General features: G+C 71.3%; 17 protein-coding genes. 8 read left to right on the forward strand and 9 right to left on the reverse strand.

Features of this window, described 5'->3' with window-relative positions; translation table 11 throughout:
- The first annotated feature begins 61 nt into the window (after positions 1 to 61).
- Positions 62 to 763: a phosphatase PAP2 family protein gene (locus ACWD0J_RS22065; RefSeq protein ID WP_451497501.1), complete on the forward strand. Its 702-nt coding sequence runs from the start codon at positions 62 to 64 to the stop codon at positions 761 to 763.
- Between the two features lie 13 nt (positions 764 to 776).
- Here ACWD0J_RS22065 and ACWD0J_RS22070 read toward each other — a convergent pair whose 3' ends face one another.
- A complete protein-coding gene (locus ACWD0J_RS22070) occupies positions 777 to 2,342 on the reverse strand; it encodes an FAD-binding oxidoreductase (RefSeq protein WP_451497502.1) in 1,566 nt (521 codons plus the stop codon).
- A gap of 372 nt (positions 2,343 to 2,714) precedes the next feature.
- Between ACWD0J_RS22070 and pstS the strand changes: the two genes are divergently transcribed.
- The 4 genes from pstS (at position 2,715) to pstB (ending at position 6,856) form a co-directional block, all read left to right on the forward strand.
- On the forward strand, positions 2,715 to 3,839 hold the full coding sequence (gene pstS, locus ACWD0J_RS22075; protein WP_451497503.1) for a phosphate ABC transporter substrate-binding protein PstS: 1,125 nt from the start codon (positions 2,715 to 2,717) through the stop codon (positions 3,837 to 3,839).
- Positions 3,840 to 3,981: 142 nt separating this feature from the next.
- Positions 3,982 to 4,983 carry a phosphate ABC transporter permease subunit PstC gene (gene pstC, locus ACWD0J_RS22080; protein ID WP_451497504.1) on the forward strand — a complete coding sequence of 334 codons (1,002 nt, stop codon included), beginning with the start codon at positions 3,982 to 3,984 and terminating at the stop codon, positions 4,981 to 4,983.
- Entirely contained in the window at positions 4,980 to 6,041 is a 1,062-nt protein-coding gene (pstA, locus tag ACWD0J_RS22085) for a phosphate ABC transporter permease PstA (RefSeq protein WP_451497505.1), read from the forward strand. The genes pstC and pstA overlap by 4 nt, the downstream gene beginning before the upstream one ends.
- Before the next feature lie 38 nt (positions 6,042 to 6,079).
- Positions 6,080 to 6,856: a phosphate ABC transporter ATP-binding protein PstB gene (gene pstB, locus ACWD0J_RS22090; RefSeq protein WP_451497506.1), complete on the forward strand. Its 777-nt coding sequence runs from the start codon at positions 6,080 to 6,082 to the stop codon at positions 6,854 to 6,856.
- Between the two features lie 192 nt (positions 6,857 to 7,048).
- On the opposite strand, the gene ACWD0J_RS22095 is transcribed toward pstB, so the two are convergent.
- Complete coding sequence (locus ACWD0J_RS22095) at positions 7,049 to 8,047, reverse strand: anion permease (RefSeq protein ID WP_451497507.1); 999 nt, start codon at positions 8,045 to 8,047, stop codon at positions 7,049 to 7,051.
- Between the two features lie 7 nt (positions 8,048 to 8,054).
- Positions 8,055 to 8,675, reverse strand: a complete 621-nt coding sequence (locus ACWD0J_RS22100; RefSeq protein ID WP_451497508.1) for a DUF47 domain-containing protein — start codon at positions 8,673 to 8,675, stop codon at positions 8,055 to 8,057.
- Positions 8,676 to 8,863: 188 nt separating this feature from the next.
- Here ACWD0J_RS22100 and ACWD0J_RS22105 point away from each other — a divergent pair, with 188 nt between their 5' ends.
- A complete protein-coding gene (locus ACWD0J_RS22105; RefSeq protein ID WP_451497509.1) occupies positions 8,864 to 9,223 on the forward strand; it encodes a metal-sensitive transcriptional regulator in 360 nt (119 codons plus the stop codon).
- 75 nt (positions 9,224 to 9,298) lie between these two features.
- On the opposite strand, the gene ACWD0J_RS22110 is transcribed toward ACWD0J_RS22105, so the two are convergent.
- The 6 genes from ACWD0J_RS22110 to mshD form a co-directional block, all read right to left on the reverse strand.
- Complete coding sequence (locus ACWD0J_RS22110; protein ID WP_451497510.1) at positions 9,299 to 9,469, reverse strand: hypothetical protein; 171 nt, start codon at positions 9,467 to 9,469, stop codon at positions 9,299 to 9,301.
- A 120-nt stretch (positions 9,470 to 9,589) separates the two neighbouring features.
- Entirely contained in the window at positions 9,590 to 10,426 is an 837-nt protein-coding gene (locus ACWD0J_RS22115; protein WP_451497511.1) for a hypothetical protein, read from the reverse strand.
- A gap of 338 nt (positions 10,427 to 10,764) precedes the next feature.
- The gene (locus ACWD0J_RS22120) at positions 10,765 to 11,190 is read right to left on the reverse strand and encodes an NUDIX hydrolase (protein ID WP_451497512.1); all 426 of its coding nucleotides are present in this window, start codon (positions 11,188 to 11,190) and stop codon (positions 10,765 to 10,767) included.
- A gap of 40 nt (positions 11,191 to 11,230) precedes the next feature.
- On the reverse strand, positions 11,231 to 12,403 hold the full coding sequence (locus tag ACWD0J_RS22125; protein ID WP_451497513.1) for a CHAD domain-containing protein: 1,173 nt from the start codon (positions 12,401 to 12,403) through the stop codon (positions 11,231 to 11,233).
- Positions 12,384 to 14,750 (reverse strand): RNA degradosome polyphosphate kinase, encoded by a 2,367-nt coding sequence (locus ACWD0J_RS22130; RefSeq protein ID WP_451497514.1) that lies wholly within the window; start codon positions 14,748 to 14,750, stop codon positions 12,384 to 12,386. The genes ACWD0J_RS22125 and ACWD0J_RS22130 overlap by 20 nt, the downstream gene beginning before the upstream one ends.
- Before the next feature lie 558 nt (positions 14,751 to 15,308).
- Positions 15,309 to 16,235 (reverse strand): mycothiol synthase, encoded by a 927-nt coding sequence (gene mshD, locus ACWD0J_RS22135; RefSeq protein WP_451497515.1) that lies wholly within the window; start codon positions 16,233 to 16,235, stop codon positions 15,309 to 15,311.
- A 148-nt stretch (positions 16,236 to 16,383) separates the two neighbouring features.
- On the opposite strand from mshD, the gene ACWD0J_RS22140 reads away from it, so the two are divergent.
- Positions 16,384 to 18,210, forward strand: coding sequence for a bifunctional metallophosphatase/5'-nucleotidase (locus ACWD0J_RS22140; RefSeq protein ID WP_451497516.1), 1,827 nt, complete (start codon positions 16,384 to 16,386; stop codon positions 18,208 to 18,210).
- 574 nt (positions 18,211 to 18,784) lie between these two features.
- Entirely contained in the window at positions 18,785 to 20,623 is a 1,839-nt protein-coding gene (locus tag ACWD0J_RS22145; RefSeq protein WP_451497517.1) for an ABC transporter ATP-binding protein, read from the forward strand.
- Positions 20,624 to 20,641 lie beyond the last annotated feature (18 nt).

Genomic DNA, 20,641 nt, shown 5'->3' on the forward strand with positions numbered 1-20,641 from the left:
GGTGGGCAGAAACGGCAGGCGCAAAGGCGTGCCGGGAGAGACGACGAAGGGGCCGTGCACCATGGCTGGACTCGCAGAATCCGGGTCGAACCCCGACGTCGATCTGCTGTACGACATCAACGGCCTCACCAAGGAAGCGCCCGCCTGGTTCGACCGGGCCATGGAGTACGTCGGCGAGTACGGCCTGCTGATCGCCATGGTCCTGCTCGTGGTGGGGTGCTGGTGGTCCGTGCGGCGGCGGGGCGACGAGGACGCGGCGTCCTCGGTGGCCGCGCTCGTCTGGGCGCCGCTGGCCGCGGGCGTCGCCGTGCTGGTGAACGTGCCGATACGAGGGTTCGTGGAACGGCCCCGGCCCTTCCTCACCCACGAGGGGCTGGACGTCCTGGTCTCCGGCAAGACCGACTACTCGTTCGTGAGCGACCACGCCACGATCACCATGGCGATGGGCGTCGGACTCTTCGTCGCCCACCGGAAGTTCGGGCTCTTCGGCATCGGCCTCGCGCTGCTCGAAGGGTTCTGCCGGATCTACATGGGCGTGCACTACCCGACCGACGTCGTGGGCGGGTTCGCGCTCGGCACGGCCGTCACGCTGCTGCTGTCCCCGGTCGCCATGGCCCTGCTGACGCCGGTCACCAAGGCGGTCGAGCGGTCGCCGCGGGCCGGGTGGCTGATCCGCGCGCGGGGGCGGTCGTACGACGGGCGGGACACGGTGATCCCGGGGGCGCGGCGGGAGACCGCGGAGGAGCGGGACCTGGCGGCCTGAGGACCGCCGCCCGTCAGAGGGCCTGTGGATACGTGAAGAACCGGTCGGGGTCGTACTGCTTCTTGAGCGTGGTCAGGCGGGCCGCCGCGGCGCCGTAGTACGCCGTGCGCCAGTCCTTCAGGGCCGGATCCGAGTAGTTCTGGTAGGCCGCGCCCGACGCGTACGGCTTCATCGCCGTGTGGGCCGCGGTCAGCCAGGACCGGGCCGCCGAGCCGTCGGTGCCGGCCCGCCAGGAGGCGATGTACTGGGCCAGCGTCCGGGAGCGGCGGTGGACGAACGCGGTCGCCGTCGGTGGGACCCGGTTGACCGCTCCGCCCAGTGCCGTGAACGCGATGCTGCCCGAGCCGCCGCGCACCGACGTCAGCTGCCCGAGCAGGGTCCGGACGCCGGCCGGGGAGAGCGAGCGGTCGAAGAAGTCGGAGCGGGCCGCGTAGGTCTCACGGCCGAGCGCGCCCTGCGGGGAGCGGCCCGGCGTGGAGCCCGGCAGACGGCACTGGGCGTCGGAGGAGAACGAGGAGCAGCCGGCGTAGATCTCCATCGCCTCCTCGTAGCCGCGGCGGCGGAGCGAGACGCTGCTCGCCGGGGCGCCGACCCGGTCCGCGAGGCGGTCGACCGCGTTCTGCAGTTCGCCGTACGTGCCGAGGGAGAACGCGGCGACGGAGACGGTGGCCCTGCCGCCGGAGGAGCCCGCCAGGTGCAGCGACGACCAGATCTCGTCCGGCTGGGACGGACCCCACTCCTGCCAGGCCTTCGTCACGGCGGCCGCCCTCGACCAGGGCCAGGACAGGTACGCCGTCACGGCCTGCGGCGCCGGATGGGTCCCAAAGCGCAGTTCCGTGACGACGCCGAAGTTGCCGTTGCCCGCGCCGCGCAGGGCCCAGAACAGCTCCTTGTGGTCGGTGGCGTTCGCGGTGAGCTGGGTGCCGTCGGCCGTGATCAGGGTGGCCTGGGTGAGGCTGTCGCAGGTCAGGCCGTACGCCCGGGAGACGACGCCGTGGCCGCCGCCGAGGGTGAGGCCGGATATGCCGACGGTCGGGCAGGTACCGGCGGGGATCGTCACGCCCTTCTCGGCGAGGGCGCGGTAGACGTCGATCAGCTTGGCGCCCGCGCCGACGACCGCGGTGCCGCCGCTCGCCCGGACACGGTTCAGTTCCGAGACGTCGACGATCAGCCGGCCGTCGCCCGAGGACCAGCCGGCGTAGGAGTGGCCGCCGTTGCGGATCGCCACGGGCAGGCCACGGGCACGGGCGTACGCGAGGGCCGTACGGATGTCGTCGGGGTGCGCCACGTAGGCGACCGCGGCGGGCTTCAGCGTGTCGAAGCGGGTGTTGTACAGCTGGCGGGCGGCCGGCCAGTCCGCGTCGCCGGGGCGGACCAGGGTGCCGTCGAGGTCGCGGGCGAGGGCGGGCCAGTCGGCGGCGGCGGTGGTGGTGGCGCCGGTCGACCGGAGCGGAGGATGGGACGCCGAGGACGCCGAGGACGCCGACGTTCTCGCGGCGGGGCCGCCGTCGGTCTCGCAGGCCGTCGCCAGCGCCGCGAACACGCCCGCGGTGCCGCCCATGAACGTACGCCGTTGCATGTCGTGCCCTTCCGTCGGCCTCGTGGAACGAGACGGCCTCGCGACGCCACGGGTTCCACGCCGGGGACGCCACGGGTTCCCCCGCCGGGGGCGGCACGGGTTCCACGGCCGGGCCGGAGCACGCGGACCGGCCCCGTGGGAGTGGCCGCGCCGGAACCTCTGTGTGCCCTTCCTGTAAGCGTTCCGTGACCTAACCACACCGCCGTCAGGGGTTCACCCTGCGTTCACTTACGGCCGTAGGCGCCTTCACCTGATCTGCCTAATTTCAGCCTTACGCGGTGCGGACCGTGCCTCGAGGGCGGCTCCGCATCACCCAGACTTCGCGCACGCCGCCGGATTCAGGACGGCGGCTCCTGGAAGGAACTCCCTCAAGTGAAGCTTCAGCGCATGAACCGGCGGGCCCTCACCCTCGGTGCTCTCGCCGTCTCCGGCGCCCTGGCCCTCACGGCGTGCGGCTCCGACGACACCAGCTCCGGCGGGGACAGCAGCGCGTCCTCGACCGCTGCCGCGGGCAACATCAAGTGCGACGACGCCAAGGGCCAGCTCCTCGCCGACGGCTCGTCCGCGCAGAAGAACGCGATCGACGCCTGGGTCAAGCAGTTCACCCAGGCCTGCGGTGTGCAGATCAACTACAAGGGCAGCGGCTCCGGCGCCGGTATCACCGCGTTCACCCAGGGCCAGGTCGCCTTCGCCGGTTCCGACTCCGCGCTGAAGCCCGAAGAGGTCACCGCCTCCAAGAAGGTCTGCTCCGGCGGCCAGGGCATCGACCTCCCGATGGTCGGCGGCCCGGTCGCCGTCGCCTTCAACGTCCCGGGCGTGGACAACCTCGTGCTGGACGCCCCGACGCTCGCCAAGATCTTCAACGACAAGATCAAGAACTGGAACGACGCGGCGATCAAGAAGCTGAACCCCGACGCGACCCTTCCCGACCTCAAGATCCAGGCGTTCCACCGCTCCGAGGACTCCGGCACCACGGACAACTTCACCAAGTACCTGATCGCCTCGGCCAAGAGCGACTGGCCCTACGAGGGCGGCAAGGCCTGGCAGGCCAAGGGCGGCCAGTCCGCGAGCGGTTCCTCCGGTGTCGCCCAGCAGGTGAAGCAGACCGCCGGCGCGATCGGCTACATGGAGCTGTCGTACGCCAAGGACGGCATCACCCCGGTCAGCATCGACACCGGCGCCGCCGCCCCGGTCGAGGCCACCGTGGAGAACGCCACCAAGGCCATCGCCGCCGCCAAGGTCGTCGGCACGGGCAAGGACCTCGCGCTGGAGCTGGACTACGCCACCAAGGCCGAGGGCGCCTACCCGATCACCCTCGTCACCTACGAGATCGTCTGCGACAAGGGCAACAAGGCGGACACCCTGCCCGCCACCAAGGCGTTCCTGCGTTACATGGCCTCCGAGGACGGCCAGCAGATCCTCGCCGAGAACGACTACGCCCCGATGCCCGACGACATCATCGCCAAGGTCCGCACCACCATCGAGGGCCTGAGCTGACCCGCGTGCGGTCCGGTCCGGGCACTGAGTGAACCCCGGACCGGACCGCACCGTCCGGTGCACCGCCGCCAGGAGCCGCCGCAGACCGCGACCGGCTCCACAGGGCCGTACAGCGCGTACGGCTCCGCAGACCGGAGAACCGATGGACATCACCACGAAGAACATCCCAGCCCCGACCCCACAGCCGACCGTGGCCGAGCAGAAGCGCGCGGCCCGTGGCGCCACCCGACCCGGTGACCGGATCTTCCTCGGTCTCTCCCGCGGGTCGGGCATCCTGCTGCTCGTGATCATGGCCGCCATCGCGGGCTTCCTCGCCTACCGCGCCTCGATCGCGATCAGCAAGGACGACGCCAACTTCCTCACCGCCTTCGAGTGGAACACCGGCGTCCTGCCGCCCAAGTTCGGCATCGCCGTCCTGGCGTTCGGCACGGTCGTCTCCTCGATCATCGCCATGGTCATCGCGGTCCCGATCGCCGTCGCCATCGCGCTGTTCCTCACCCACTACGCCCCGCGCAGGCTGAGCGGTCCGATCGCCTACGTGATCGACCTGCTCGCCGCCGTGCCGTCCATCGTCTACGGTCTGTGGGGCGCCCTCATCCTGGTGCCGAACATGACCGGCCTCTTCAGCTGGCTGGACGAGTACCTCGGCTGGACCGGCATCTTCTCCTGGCAGGGCGGCGCGCCCCGCTCGATGCTGACCGTCGGCGTCCTGCTCGCGATCATGATCCTGCCGATCATCACCAACGTGAGCCGCGAGGTCTTCCGCCAGGCTCCGCAGATGATCGAGGAGGCGGCCCTCGCCCTGGGCGCCACCCGCTGGGAGGTCATCCGCATGGCGGTGATCCCCTTCGGCCGCTCCGGTGTGATCTCCGCCTCGATGCTCGGCCTCGGCCGCGCGCTCGGCGAGACGATGGCCGTCGCGACCGTGCTCTCGCCGACCTTCGACATCCAGGCCAGCCTGCTCGACCCGGGCGGCGGCACCTTCGCCCAGAACATCGCCAGCAAGTTCAGCGAGGCCAGCGAGCTGGGCCGGGACGCGCTCATCGCCTCCGGTCTGGTCCTGTTCGTCATCACCCTGCTGGTCAACGGCGCGGCCCGCGCGATCATCGCCCGCCGCAAGGAGTACTCGGGGGCCAACGCATGAGCACCTCAGTCGCCGACAAGCGCCCCGCCAGCACCCTGCGCGGCGCCCGTCTGCCCAAGTGGTCGCCGTACGCGATCGCCGCGGGCTCCCTCGCCCTCGGTGTCGGCATCGGCCTGGCCGCCGGGCTGCACAGCAGGATCCAGTGGGGCCTGATCGCCGCGGTCCTGTTCATCGCCGGTTCGTACGCCATCGCCTCCCGTGTCGAGGGCAGCCGCCAGGCCAAGGACCGGATGGTGACCTCGCTCGTCTGGGTCGCCTTCCTGCTCGCCGTGGTCCCGCTGGTCTCCCTGGTGTGGACGACCGTCTCGCGCGGTGTGAAGGTCCTCGACGTCTACTTCCTGACCCACTCCATGGGCCTGGTCGCCGACACCGAGCCGGGCGGCGGCATCTACCACGCCATCCTCGGCAGCCTGGAGCAGGTCGGCCTGGCCACGGTGATCGCCGCTCCGATCGGGGTGCTCACCGCGATCTACCTGGTCGAGTACGGGCGCGGCAACCTGGCCCGCTCGGTCACCTTCTTCGTGGACGTCATGACGGGCATCCCGTCGATCGTCGCCGGTCTGTTCATCCTCAGCATCATGCTGATGTTCGACATGCAGCCCTTCGGCTTCGCCGGCTCGCTGGCGCTGGCCATCCTGATGATGCCGGTCGTCGTCCGCTCCACCGAGGAGATGCTCAAGCTCGTCCCGAACGAGCTGCGCGAGGCCTCCCTGGCGCTCGGTGTCCCGAAGTGGCGCACGATCCTGAAGGTGGTCCTGCCGACCTCGCTCGGCGGCATCATCACCGGCGTCATGCTGGCGGTGGCCCGTATCGCGGGCGAGACGGCGCCGGTGCTGCTGCTGGTGTGGGGCAACTCGCTCATCAACACCAACCCCTTCGAGGGCGCGCAGCAGTCCCTGCCGCTGTACATCTACCAGCAGTACGCGAACAGCGCCGGTTCCGGCGCGGCGTACGACCGTGCGTGGGCGGCGGCGCTGACGCTGATCGCGTTCGTGATGATTTTGAACCTGATGGCCCGCGGGATCGCCCGCTGGAAGGCACCCAAGACCGGTCGCTGACGCGGCCACAGCGACTGATCCGGAAGTGAAGTGGAGACATGGCCAAGCGAATCGACGTAAGCGGGCTCACCGCCTACTACGGGTCCCACAAGGCGATCGACGACATCTCGATGACGGTCGAGCCGCGTTCGGTGACGGCCTTCATCGGTCCGTCCGGCTGCGGCAAGTCGACGTTCCTGCGCACGCTGAACCGGATGCACGAGGTCACCACGGGCGGCCGCGTCGAGGGCAAGGTGCTGCTGGACGACGAGGACCTGTACGGGCACGGGATCGACCCGGTCTCGGTGCGCCGCGAGGTCGGCATGGTGTTCCAGCGCCCGAACCCGTTCCCCACCATGTCGATCTTCGACAACGTGGCGGCGGGGCTGCGCCTGAACGGCAGCTACAAGAAGTCGGAACTGAGCGACGTCGTCGAGAAGTCGCTCAAGGGCGCGAACCTCTGGAACGAGGTCAAGGACCGCCTGAACAAGCCGGGTTCCGGTCTGTCGGGTGGTCAGCAGCAGCGTCTGTGCATCGCGCGGGCGATCGCGGTGGAGCCGAACGTCCTGCTCATGGACGAGCCCTGCTCCGCCCTCGACCCGATCTCGACGCTCGCCATCGAGGACCTGATCGGTGAGCTGAAGGAGCGCTTCACGATCGTCATCGTGACGCACAACATGCAGCAGGCGGCCCGCGTCTCCGACCGCACCGCCTTCTTCAACCTGTCGGCGGTCGGACAGCCCGGCAAGCTGATCGAGATCGACGAGACGGAGCGGATCTTCTCCAACCCGTCGGTCCAGGCCACGGAGGACTACATCTCCGGCCGCTTCGGCTGAGCCGGCGCTCCCGAGCCGCGGCTCAGCCGACGCTCCCCCGACCCCTCGCGGTGCTGCATGGCGGTGCCACCGCGAGGACGAGAAGGGCCCGCCCCCGGCTACCGGGGGCGGGCCCGTTTCCTGTCCCGGGGGAGCGGCCGGCGGGCTCCTGTCCCGCGGCACCGGCCGGGGCGGAGTCCTCGGTCACGGCCCTTACAGGAACGCGAGGTTCACCAGCCCGAACGCCACGGCCGCAACGGCCGCCGCGGCCGGCATGGTGATGAACCAGCCCAGGATGATGTTCTTGGCGACACCCCACCGCACCGCGTTCACCCGCTTCGTGGCACCGACGCCCATGATCGCGGAGGTGATGACGTGGGTGGTGGAGATCGGGGCGTGGAAGATGAACGCCGTGGTGAACATGATCGACGCGCCGGTGGTCTCGGCGGCGAACCCCTGCGGCGGGTCCAGCTCGATGATCTTCCGTCCGAGTGTGCGCATGATGCGCCAGCCGCCCGCGTAGGTACCGAGCGAGAGCATGAGCGCACAGGCCACCTTCACCCAGATCGGGATCGGGTCGCCCGCCTGCTCGACATCGGCGATGACCAGGGCCATCACCACGATGCCCATCGTCTTCTGGGCGTCCTGGAGACCGTGGCCGAGGGCCATGCCCGCCGCCGACACGGTCTGCGCGATCCGGAAGCCGCGCTTGGCCTTGTGCGGGTTGGACTTGCGGAACATCCACAGAATCGCGCACATCACCAGGTAACCGGCGATCAGGCCGACGACCGGGGAGATGAACATCGGGATGACGACCTTCTCCAGGACGCCGGACCAGAGAACGTCGATACCGCCCGCGAGCGCCGCGCCCACCATGCCGCCGAACAGCGCGTGCGAGGAGGACGAGGGCAGGCCGAAGTACCAGGTGACCAGGTTCCACACGATCGCGCCCACCAGGGCGGCGAACAGGATCCACATGCCCCGGTTGCCGTGCGGCGTCTCGATCAGGCCCTCGCTGACGGTCTTGGCGACCCCGCTGCCCATGAAGGCGCCGGCGAGGTTCATCACCGCGGCCATCGCGAGCGCCGCACGCGGCGTCAGCGCGCGTGTGGACACGGACGTGGCGATGGCGTTGGCCGAGTCGTGGAAGCCGTTGGTATAGGTGAATCCGAGCGCGACACCGATGGTCACGATCAAGGCGAAGGTGTCCATGGAGGGGTCAGGACTCCTTGACCGCGATGGTCTCCACCGTGTTGGCCACGTGCTCGAAGGCGTCGGCGGCCTCTTCGAGCACGTCGACGATCTGCTTGAGCTTCAGCACCTCGATGGCCTCGTACTTGCCGTTGAAGAGCATGGCGAGCAGCTTGCGGTGGATCTGGTCGGCCTGGTTCTCCAGCCGGTTGACCTCGATCCAGTACTCGGTGAGGTTCTCCATGGTGCGCAGGTTCGGCATGGCCTCCGCGGTCAGCTCGGCGGCCCGCGCCAGCACCTCGATCTGCTGCTCGACGCCCTTGGGCAGTTCCTCCACGTTGTAGAGGACGACGAGGTCGACGGCCTCCTCCATGAAGTCCATGATGTCGTCGAGGCAGGACGCGAGGTTGTAGATGTCCTCGCGGTCGAACGGCGTGATGAAGGAGGAGTTCAGCTGGTGGAAGATCGCGTGCGTGGCATCGTCCCCCGCGTGTTCGGCGGCCCGCATACGCTCTGCGATCTCGGCCCGGGCGGAGGAGTCCGCCCCGAGCAGTTCCATGAGGAGTTTGGAGCCCGTGACGATGTTGTCCGCGGACGCGGCGAACATGTCGTAGAAGCTCGTCTCCCTGGGGGTCAGACGAAAGCGCACAAGGGGTCCTCGGGGTGCATCGGTTTCGGTCAGGCTGATGCTAGGCGCATCATCCGGCCACGGCTAACGGGCCGTCCCCCAGTGTCGCCCATCAGGCAGAGTGTTCGACACGGGGGCCGTCCGCAGACCCCATACCCAGCAAAGTTCGGTACGATATACCCAGTAGGGGTATATGTCTGGAGGACGCGATGACGACCACAGAGGCCGGCGCGGAAGCGCCCTCCGCCACCGGGGGGCCGGAGACCGTGACGGACCACGACCGCGGCGTGCACGGGTACCACAAGCAGAAGGACGAACACCTCAAGCGGCTGCGCCGCATCGAGGGCCAGATCCGGGGCCTGCAGCGGATGGTCGACGAGGACGTGTACTGCATCGACATACTCACGCAGGTGTCCGCCTCCACCAAGGCGCTGCAGTCCTTCGCCCTGCAACTCCTGGAGGAACACCTGCGCCACTGTGTCGCCGACGCGGCCGTCAAGGGCGGCACCGAGATCGACGCGAAGGTGGCGGAGGCGACGAAGGCGATCGGCCGCCTGCTGCGTACCTGAGGGCTGCGTACCTGAGGGCTGCGTACCTGAAGGCTGCGTGCCTGAACGGCGAAGGACCGTGGGGAGCGCCCCGGCTCACCCGCCGGAGGCGCGTTCCTCGGCCACCCGCAGCACCTCGTCGATGCTCTCCAGGCTGAGCCGGTCCTCGGCGGCCGAAGCAGCGATGATCAGCTCCCCGCACAGCTCTATCTCGGCGAGGGCCACGTGGTCCTGTACTGCCGTACCGCCGACCGGAGCCACGCGCATCACCTCATCTCTGCCGTCACCGGCTTCCTAGAGTAGGGAGCGGCCCACACACCGCGCATGGCACGGACGGGCTAGTTCTTGACGCCCGTCACGGGTCCGCGCCCGCGCGGCGCGGCGCCCTCACTCCTCGGCGATCGTGCCGGCGTAGATGTCCGCGGCGGCCGGCAGCCGTACGTCCGCGGGCGTCCCGAAGGCGTAGAGCAGGGTGGTCGAGGCGACCGCGACGGTGCCGTTGCGCCGGCCGCCGACGAAGCTGAACCGGTGCCGGACCTTGCGGACGCGCCCCTGCTCGTCGAGGTAGACGTCGAACGGAACCTCGGCCGAGGCGAACCCTTTCGCCGCCGACGCCAGCGGCCCCCTGTTCGCGGCGGACGCCCTCCTGGCCGCCGCCCCGAGATCCGCGGTGCCCCGGTAGTGCCGCACCGGCACTCCCGCGACCTCGGTCTCCTCCACGTACGTCGCCGTCCGGGTGCCGCGCAGCACCTCGGCCGCGGCGAGCGGATCGGTGGCGCCGCCGGTGACGAGGTTCCCGTCGGTCAGCGTCGCGGTGTCGACCCGGACCCACTTGTCGGCGGGCACACCGGCGCCCCGGTGCTTCATGAACAGGGCGCCGGGCGCGAGGAGTTCGGTGATCGGCCGGCGCACGCTGGTGCCGGCCGGGTCCTGCGGCAGCAGCACCTTCAGCCGCCCCGACTGCCGGCGGAAGTCGTACACGCCCTCGCCCCGGATGGTCACCCGGGTCCCGCCGGTGGCCATCTCCATCGACGTGCGGGCCTTCGAACTCCCGGCGTCCACCAGGGTGTCGGCGGCCCGGCGCAGCGTGCCGACCGGGTCGGCCGGGCGGGCGTCCCCGGCGGCGGCCCCGCTGCCGGAGCAGCCGGCGGTGGCGACACAGACCCAGACCATGAGCCCCGCCGCGACGAGCGTCCCGCCGGTGTGCCTCTGCCGCTGCGTCATCGCCTGCCTACCCCCAGCCGGTACGTCCGTCACGGGCCCCCTGTCGTCCCGGTTAACGACGGGTAGCAGGCCTCGTCACGCGCTCACCGACCGTTCACCTGGCCTGGGTACCGTTGTCGGCGTGGCGCAGCAGGACAGGACTCCCCCACCTCCCGACCGACCCGCACACCGCACACAGACAGTCGAGCAAGGCCGTTTCTGCGCGGCCCGCTGCACCTGCGGCTGGCGTGGCCCGGCACGCAGAGCCCGCAGTCTGGCCCGTGCCGACGCGGAGGGACACCTGCCCGACTGAACGCCGGGCGGCGGCGGGGCGACGCCGGTGCGGCGTTCAGCCTCCGCTACGAGTGTTCGAACACCCGGATCAGCAACTCGTCGACCAGGGTCCGGTCCCGGTGCTGGGTCAGGCGGTTCCTGGCGGCCTTCGGCGGCAGCCAGAGGATCCGGTCCACCTCGTCGCTCGGGGTGAACACGCCCTCGGTGGCCTCGGCCGCCCAGTAACGGACCTCCTTGGCACGCCCGTTGGCCACGTAGCGGACCGTGGACAGCTCGGTGCCCGGCACGGCGGCGTAGCCGGTCTCCTCGGCGACCTCGCGACGGGCCCCGACGAGAGGGGCCTCGCCGCGCTTCAGCTTGCCCTTGGGGTGGGACCAGTCGTCGTACTTGGGCCGGTGGACGAGGCAGATCTCCAGCTCGCCGCCGGCCGGGGAGCGGCGCCACAGGACGCAGCCGGCTGCCCGGACGGGGGTCTCCTTCGGATGGCTCATGGGGTCACCGCCTTCTGAACAGGTCTCGCGGGCGGACGGATCAGGGTGTGCCGACCGCCTGTTTCTGCCACGACTGCTGGAACGCGAAGCGCGCCGCCTCCACCTCGTGCCGCTGGTCGGCGTGGAGCACACCGAGCGCGTACGCCGTCGCCGGGGCGATCCGGGGGGTACGGGCCGCCTGGGCCGCGGCGGCGGCCGCCTCGGAGGCGTCGCGGTGCCGGTCCAGGGCCTGGCCCGCGGCCAGCAGGCGTACGTCCACGGGCGCGTCCGTGGAGTCGAGGACCTCGCGGGCGTAGCGGTGCAGGCGCAGGAGCAGGCGGACCTGGTGCCAGGGCGCGTCCTGCGGGTGCGGGGCCGGGTCGGGGGAGAGGCCGTGGATCAGGGCCTCCGCGTTGTAGGGGTGGCCCGCGGTGATGAGGGGCAGGGCGGTGACGGCGTCGGTGAGTCTGTCCCGGGCCGCGGCGGCCAGGGGGCGCAGGTCGGTGGCGGTCGCCGCGGGCACGAGGGGGACGTCGCTGGCGAGTAAGGCGACGGTGTCCGCGACCGCGTGGAAGCGGGAGGAGCCGAGGGCCTGGAGGGCGGTGCTGTGGGCCCGGGTCCGGGCCAGGGTCAGCTGGCGTTCGAGCAGGGCGCCCGCTTTGGCCGCGCCCACCGTGAGGTTGCCGCGGTCCGGTGCGGGCGCGGGGGCCGGGAGGCCGCCGGGTTCCGCCGTGCCCGTCCGTTCCGCACCGGCACCGCGGACGCCCACGGCGGAGGCGGCGGCCTGGGCGGCGCCCACCGCCTGGGCCGGGAACACCGCCCCCGACAGCCTGTGCAGCGCCAGCAGCAGCCGCTCCAGGCGGGCCGCGTAGGCGTGTTCCATCGCCAGGGTGCCGGACAGCCAGGCCAGTTCGGGGCGCACGGACTCCGACCAGTCCGCGTCCAGCAGGGGGCGGAACGTGTGCAGGCTGCCGCTGATCCGGCGGACCGCGCGGCGCAGGGCGAGGGCCGCGTCGACGGGGTCCTCCGGGCCGGCCGCGCCGCCCGCCCCCGGGCCGTTCGCCGTGCCGCCGGTCTCCCGGTGCAGCCGCAGGGCGCGGAGGAACTCCGTGGCCTGGGCCCGCAGGTAGCCCGCGAGGGCGTCCCCGGTGGGGGTCCCGCCGGCCCGGCCGGAGCCGGGCGCGGGGGAGGGGCCGGCCAGGGGCCCCGTCGGGTCAAGGTGTCGCTGTGCCACGCCGGCGCCTCCGGGCGTCTATGAGCATCTCCTGGACGTTGCGCAGGGGCTGGCCGTCCTGGTCGGTCGCGTGCCGGGTCCACTCGCCGTCCGGGCCGAGGTGCCAGGAGGCGGTGGCGTCGGACATGCCGGTCTCCAGCAGCCGGTTCAGGGCGGCGCGGTGGGCCGGGTCGGTGACCCGCACCAGCGCCTCGATACGGCGGTCGAGGTTGCGGTGCATCATGTCGGCGCTGCCGAACCACACCTCGGGCTCGCCCCCGTTGCCGAAGGCGAACACCCGGGAGTGTTCGAGGAAGCGGCCGAGGATCGAGCGGACCCGGATGTGCTCGGACAGGCCGGCGACGCCGGGGCGGACCGCGCAGATGCCGCGCACCCAGACGTCGCACGGGACGCCTGCCTGGGACGCGCGGTACAGGGCGTCGATGATCGCCTCGTCCACCATCGAGTTGACCTTGATGCGGATGAACGCGGGGCGTCCGGCACGGTGGTGCTGGACCTCCTTGTTGATCCGCGAGATCAGGCCGTCGCGCAGCGACTTGGGGGCGACGAGGAGGCGGCGGTAGGTCTCGCGGCGCGAATAGCCGGAGAGGCGGTTGAACAGGTCGGAGAGGTCCGCGCCGACCTGGGGGTCCGCCGTGAGCAGGCCCAGGTCCTCGTACAGCCTCGCCGTCTTCGGGTGGTAGTTGCCCGTGCCGACGTGGCTGTAGCGCCGCAGCGTGTCGCCCTCCTGGCGGACCACCAGGGACAGCTTGCAGTGGGTCTTCAGCCCTACCAGGCCGTAGACCACGTGGCAGCCGGCCTCCTCCAGCTTGCGCGCCCACTTGATGTTGGCGTGCTCGTCGAAGCGGGCCTTGATCTCGACCAGGACGAGGACCTGCTTGCCGGCCTCGGCGGCGTCGATGAGCGCGTCGACTATGGGGGAGTCGCCCGAGGTGCGGTACAGGGTCTGCTTGATGGCGAGGACGTCCGGATCGTCGGCCGCCTGCTGCAGGAACGCCTGGACCGACGTCGAGAAGGAGTCGTAGGGGTGGTGCAGCAGTACGTCGCGGGTGCGCAGGGCGGCGAATATGTCGGCCGCGGACGCCGACTCGACCTCGGCCAGGTCCCGGTGCACACCGGCGATGAACTTCTTGTACTTCAGCTCGGGCCGGTCGATGGAGGCGATGCGGAACAGGCCCGTGAGGTCCAGGGGACCCGGCAGCGGGTACACCTCGGCCTCGCTGATCTTCAGCTCCCGCACCAGCAGGTCGAGCACCTCGCGGTCGATGGACTCCTCGACCTCCAGACGCACCGGCGGCCCGAAGCGGCGCCGCATGAGCTCCTTCTCCAGGGCCTGGAGGAGGTTCTCGGCGTCGTCCTCCTCGACCTCCAGGTCCTCGTTGCGGGTGAGCCGGAAGGCATGGTGCTCCAGCACCTCCATGCCCGGGAACAGCTCCTCCAGGTGGGCGGCGATGACGTCCTCGAGAGGCACGTACCGGCCCGGGGAGCTCTCCAGGAAGCGGGACAGCAGCGGGGGCACCTTGACGCGGGCGAAGTGGCGGTGGCCGGTGACCGGGTTGCGCACGATGACCGCGAGGTTCAGGGAGAGACCCGAGATGTACGGGAAGGGGTGCGCCGGGTCGACCGCCAGCGGGGTCAGCACCGGGAAGATCTGGTGGCGGAAGAGCGTGAACAGGCGGGCCTGCTCCTTCTCCTGGAGCTCGTTCCAGCGGACCAGGTGGATGCCCTCCTCGGCGAGCGCCGGGGCGACGTCCTCGTGGTAGCAGGCGGCGTGCCGGGCCATCAGCTCGCGGGAGCGCGCCCAGATCATCTCCAGCACCTCGCGGGGCTGGAGGCCGGACGCGGACCGGGTGGCGACACCGGTGGCGATCCGGCGCTTGAGACCGGCCACCCGGACCATGAAGAACTCGTCCAGGTTGCTGGCGAAGATCGCCAGGAAGTTGGCGCGCTCCAGCAGGGGCGTGTTCGGGTCCTCGGCGAGTTCGAGGACGCGCTCGTTGAAGGCGAGCCAGCTGCGCTCACGGTCGAGGAAACGACCCTGCGGAAGCTGGGGTCCGTCGTACGGCGACTCCTCGTAGGCGTCGAGGTCGGCGTCGATGTCGGGTTCCAGGTCGGAGACGGCCGCCGACACGGTGTGCGGTCGGTGCGCGGCGATGGAACCGACGGAGGGCTGGGCGTGCTGGACCTGTGCCTGGGCGTTTGGCTGGCTCATGGAACCATTCTTCCGCGCATCGAGCGATACAGGCGCGTCGGACAGCGCGGGCCGCAGCGCGGCGGTCACGCGGTGGTCCCCGTTCCCCGTGTTTCCCTCGGGGGGCGGCGAAGGCTCTGGCACGGCGGGCTTCATTCGCTGAGCGTCGCAAGCCTGTCTGAACCGATGGTTACGGCGACATGGCGTGCGGGATATCGGGGGGCGGCCCCGGGGGGCCACGGGACGAGAGCGGGACGGCCCGCGGGACGTACACGCCGGTCGTCCGGGACCAGGGGGACGGGCGGGTCCCGTCGAGGCGGGTCCCGCCGGCGGGCGGCGGGCGGCGGTCGGTGGGAAGGGGCAGTGCTCGTGCCCGTCGGTACGGCCCCGGCGGCCGTGTTCGTGCCGGCGCCGGCCGTGGCGGCGGTCCTGCTCACGGCGGCGGCGCTGACTCCGCTGCTCCCGTCGGACCGCTGCTCCTGCTGGACCGCTGGGGCCTGCGGGGCCGCCGGGATCAGCGGTGGGCGGCCGGGATCAGCGGCGGGTGGCCGGGCACGAGTGGTGGAGGGTGCTGGTGGTGGTCGCGGCGGTGGTGGCGGGGGGTGTGCGGGGCGGACCCGGTACGGAGGTGGCGCCCGGTCCGGGCGTCGAGACCGTCGGGCGTCGGGCCGCCCCGGGGGCGTCGGGCCCGGAGACGTTCGCCTGCGGCGGCGGTCACGTCTCCGTGCGGTACATCAGGTCCGTCTCGTACGTCGCGAACCCGAGCCGTTCGTACACCGACACCGCCGCCGTGTTGTCCGCGTCCACGTACAGCATCGCCGTGGGCAGCCCCCGCCCCGCCAGATGCCGCAGGCCGATCGTCGTCAGCGCCTTGCCCAGCCCGCCGCCCTGGGCCCCCGGGCGGACGCCCACGACGTACACCTCCCCGATGCGCTCCCCGGCGTGCACCTTGGTCCAGTGGAAGCCGACGAGTTCGCCCTCGCGTTCCGCCAGGAAGAACCCCGCCGGGTCGAACCACGGCTCGGCCTTGCGGTCGTCGAGGTCCCGCTGGGCGAGGGACCCCTGCTCGGGATGGTGGGCGAAGGCCGCCGCGTTGACCGCGAGCCAGGCCGCGTCGTCGGCGCCGGGGACGAAGGTCCGTACCGTCACGCCGTCCGGCAGCACCGGCTCCGGAAGGTCCAGGTCGCTCAACGGCCGCCGCATCTGCCGCAGTTCGCGGAACAGCGTCAGCCCGAGGACCTGCGCCAGGTGCCGGGCCGCCGCGTGGCCGCCGTGCGCCCACACCCGCAGCCGTTTGCCCGACGCGGCGAGCAACGCGGAGCCCAGCGCCCGGCCGTGGCCGTGCCCCCGGTGCGAGGGGTGGACGACCAGTTCCGCCGCCGGTGCCTCCACCGGGTCCGTGTCCTCCAGCTGGGCGTAGCCGACGAGTTCGGCGCCGACCAGCAGGAGCAGATGGGACACGCCCTCGCGGGGGCCGCCCCGCAGCTGCAACCGGCCTTGTTCGGACACCGCCTGGCGCCCGTCGACGCGGGCGGCCTCCGTGAGCAGCCCGAGCACGGCCCCGGTCTGTTCCGGGGAGAGCGCGGAATGGGTCTCGATCGAGCGGGAGATGCCGGTGCGTGCGGTGTCGTCGCTGGTCATGCGTACGAGGGTAAGGGGACGGCCGGGCAAAGTGGCGGCACAGAAGCAACCAGGATGTAACCCGGAAACCTCTGTCGCGCTACGCGCGTTGACCCTAGGCTGCGCCGGAACGGGGGCCCACTTCCACACCAGAACCACAGGGGGGCGTATGCCAGCCACATCCCAGTCGCACCCGGCAAAAGCCGTGCGCCGCAGACGTCGTACCCGCCGGCTCCTCGCCGCGGCCGCCGGTCTCGCCACCGTCGGCGCGCTGGCCGCCGCGCTGCCGACCGCGGCGAGCGCGGGTGAGAGCAAGGGGAGGCCGGGCGGTCACGCGCCGGGCCGCTACCAGGACGTACAGCTGCTGTCCTTCAACGACCTGCACGGCAACCTGGAGCCGCCGTCCGGTTCCTCCGGCCGGGTCACCGAACTCCAGCCGGACGGCACCACGAAGACGACCGACGCGGGCGGTGTCGAGTACCTCGCCACGCACCTGCGCCAGGCCCGCGAGGGCAACGCGTACTCCATCACCGCGGCCGGCGGCGACATGGTCGGCGCCTCCCCGCTCGTCTCGGGGCTGTTCCACGACGAGCCCACCATCGAGGCGCTCAACAAGCTCGACCTGGACGTCACGTCCGTCGGCAACCACGAGTTCGACGAGGGCGCCAAGGAGCTGGCCCGGCTGCAGAACGGCGGCTGCCACCCGACCGCCGGCTGCTACACGGACAAGGAGTTCGAGGGCGCCGACTTCCCCTACCTCGCGGCGAACGTCCTGGACGAGAAGACCGGCAAGCCGGTCCTCAAGCCGTACTGGGTGTGGAAGAAGAAGGACGTCAAGGTCGGCTTCATCGGCGTGACCCTGGAGGACACCCCGGGTGTCGTCTCCGCCGAGGGCGTCAAGGGCCTGACGTTCAAGGACGAGGTCGAGACGATCAACAAGTACGCCAAGGTGCTGCAGAAGCAGGGCGTCAAGTCGATCGTGGCCCTGGTCCACGAGGGCGGGCTGCCCGCCTCCTCCGCGTACAACTACGACTGTGACGCGCCGGGCGCGGGCGACGGCGTCTCCGGCCCGATCGTCGACATCGCCAAGAACGTCTCCCCGCAGGTGGACGCGCTGGTCACCGGCCACACCCACGCGGCGTACGTGTGCACGATCCCCGACCCGGCGGGCAAGCCCCGCATGGTCACCTCGGCCGCGTCCTTCGGCCGTCTGTACACGGACACCACGCTGACGTACGACCGCTGGACGGGTGACATCGCCCGTACGGCCGTGCAGTCCGCGAACCACGTGGTCACCCGGACCGTCCCCAAGGCGGCGGACATGACCGAGCTGATCGGCAAGTGGAGCACCCTCGCGGCGCCCATCGGCAACCGCGCGATCGGCTACATCTCCGCCGACGTGCCGAGCACCGGCACCGAGTCCCCGATGGGCGACCTGATCGCGGACGCGCAGCTCTGGTACGGCAGGCAACTGGACGCCGGGACCGACCTCGCGCTGATGAACCCGGGCGGTGTCCGGGCCGGCCTCACCTACGCGGCCAAGGGCACCGAGGGCGACGGCGTGGTGACCTACGCCGAGGGCTTCACCGTGCAGCCGTTCTCCAACACGGTCAACCTCCAGGACTTCACGGGCGCCCAGCTGATCCAGGTGCTCAAGGAGCAGGTGAGCGGCTCGAACGCGAGCGCGCCGAAGATCCTCCAGCCGTCCGCCAACCTGACCTACACGCTGGACCTGACGAAGGCCGGCGCGGACCGGGTCGTCACGGACTCCATCCGGCTGAACGGGGCGGCCGTCGACCCGGAGGCCACCTACCGCGTCGCGACGAACAGCTTCCTCGCGGGCGGCGGGGACGGCTTCACCACGCTGGGCCAGGGCACGAACGACCTCGTCGGCACCGACGACCTGACGGCCCTGGAGCAGTACCTGACGGCGAACTCGTCGGCCACGAGCCCGGTCGCGCCGCCGGCGGCGAACCGGATCACGATCGTGCAGTAGACCGCCGGCACAGCCGCACGCCTCGACAGAGGTGAGGGGTGGGTGGGGGCGTACGCGTCATGCGTACGCCCCTTCTGCGTTTCATAAATCCTGTGTGAGTTCCCCTCGGTTCCGGGATTTCTCTGAGACTTTCATTTCAGAGGCGCCTCATAGTGAATCTTATTGAATTCCAAGGGGAATTGGCCTTTTCGGCTGCGGGAATGCCGTAGTGTTTTCCATGTCGACAGCGAACGACGCGAAAGCGAAAACCGCGGAGAATGCGGAGGACGCGAAAACCGCGGAGAACGCGAACGGCAAAGGCAGTTCACTCGCACGGATACCTCGCACGGATACAAGGAGAGAACCATGAGCTTCCACAAGATCACCCCCGTCAAGAAGTCCCGCAAGCCCGCCCCGGTCGCCAAGAAGGCCGCGCCGAAGAAGGCCGCCCCGAAGCGCCGTCCGGTCGCCCACAAGGGCTGAGGCCCGCCACGAGGCGGGGTCACCGGTCAGCGAGTCCGACTCGCGGCCGGGGCCCCGCCTCGGCCATGCCCGGAGCAGATCCGGGCCCGGCGCACATCGAGGGAGTCGCACCATGAGGGAAGTCCGCGAGGCCTTCCGGCGTTTCTGGCCGCTGACCCGCGGCGACCGCACGTGGCTGGTGGTGATCGTGGCGTGCGTGGTGGTGTCCGCGCTCACCGAGACCGCCTCGATCCTGCTGTTCGCGGAACTCACCGACAACGCCCTGAAGGCCGGTTCGCTCGCCGCGTTCTGGGGCCCGGCCGGGGCCTGGCTGGGCGTCGCCGTGCTCGGCGCGTTCGTCGGCTACCTCGGCAACTCGCTGGCCGCCTGGACCGCCGAGAGATTCGTCCTGCGGCTGCGGGCGGGCGTCTTCCGGCACGTCCAGGGCCTTCCCCCGCACTTCTTCCAGCAGCACCGCCAGGGCGACCTGGTCGAGCGGCTGACCGGTGACGTCGAGGCCATTGAGCAGATGGTCGTGTCCGGAGTCGTCGGCACCGTCTCCGCCGTCTTCTCCGCCGTCTTCTACGCGGCCGCCGCCTTCTGGCTGCGCTGGGACCTGGCCCTGGCCACCTTCGTCCTCGCGCCCCTCTTCCTGCTCGCCGCCCGCCGCTTCTCCGGCCGCATCAAGGAGGCCTCCCAGGACGAGCGGGCCGCCGACGGCGCGATCACCTCGGTGGTGGAGGAGTCACTGGGCAACGTCGTCCTCACCCAGGCCTACAACCGCCGCGGGGACGAGGAGCGGCGCCTCGACCGCGAGGCCCGCGCCTGGATGCGGGCGTCCGTGCGCGGGGCCCGGCTGAGCGAGCTGTACGAGCAGTTCGTCGAGGTCGTCGAGACGGTGTGCGTGCTCACGGTGGTCGGCCTGGGCGTCTGGGAGATCTCCGCCGGCCGCATGACCCTGGGCCAGCTGCTCGCCTTCGCCGCCTTCATCGGCTACCTCTACCCGCCGATCCGCGACCTCGGCCAGCTCGGCCTCACCCTCGCCGCCGCCACCGCGGGCGCCCAGCGCCTCGGCGAGATCCTGGACGCGAAGCCCTCGGTGGGCGACCCCGCCGCACCGGTGAACGACTGGCCCGTGCGCGGCTGGGTCGGCTTCCACGACGTGTCCTTCCGCTACCCGGGCGCGGCCCGCGGCTCCCTCGACGGCGTGACCTTCACCGCGGCCCCCGGCGAGCTGGTGATCATCACGGGCGCGAGCGGCGCGGGCAAGTCGACGCTGACCACACTCCTCACCCGCTTCTACGACCCGTCGGCGGGCGTGATCACCCTGGACGGCGTCCCGCTGCCGGACATGCCCCTGGAGTTCCTGCGCGAGAACATCACGCTGCTGCCCCAGGAGACGCTGATCCTCAAGGGCACGATCCGGGAGAACATCGCGTGCGGGCGCCCCGGCGCGAGCGAGGCGGACATCGAACGGGCCGCGCGCTCCGCCGCCGCGCACGACTTCATCGCCGCCCTGCCCGACGGGTACGGCACCGAGATCGCCCCCGGCACGGCCGCCCTCTCCGGCGGTCAGCTGAAGCGGATCACCATCGCCCGCGCTATGCTGCGCGCCGCCCCCGTGCTGGTCCTGGACGAACCGACCGCCGGCCTCGACTCGGTGGCCGCCCGCCAGGTCGTCCAGCCCCTGCGCCGCCTGATGTCCGGCCGGACCACCATCATGATCACCCACGACCTGAGCCTGGCCCCCGACGCCGACCGGATCCTGGTCGTCGACGAGGGCCGCCTGGTGGAGAGCGGCACGCACACCGAACTGGTCGCGCGTGCGGGGACGTACGCCCGTCTGGCGGGCCCGCTCCCGACGGCCCTGACCGAGGACACGCTGGCGCTCAGGGCCTTCCCGCGCCCGGACGACACCCTGACCCCGCGCCGCCTTCCACAGCCGGACGACACCCTGATCCTGCGCCGCTGACCGGCTCCCCGGGACCGG

The sequence above is a fragment of the Streptomyces sp. NPDC003011 genome (genome assembly GCF_053591515.1).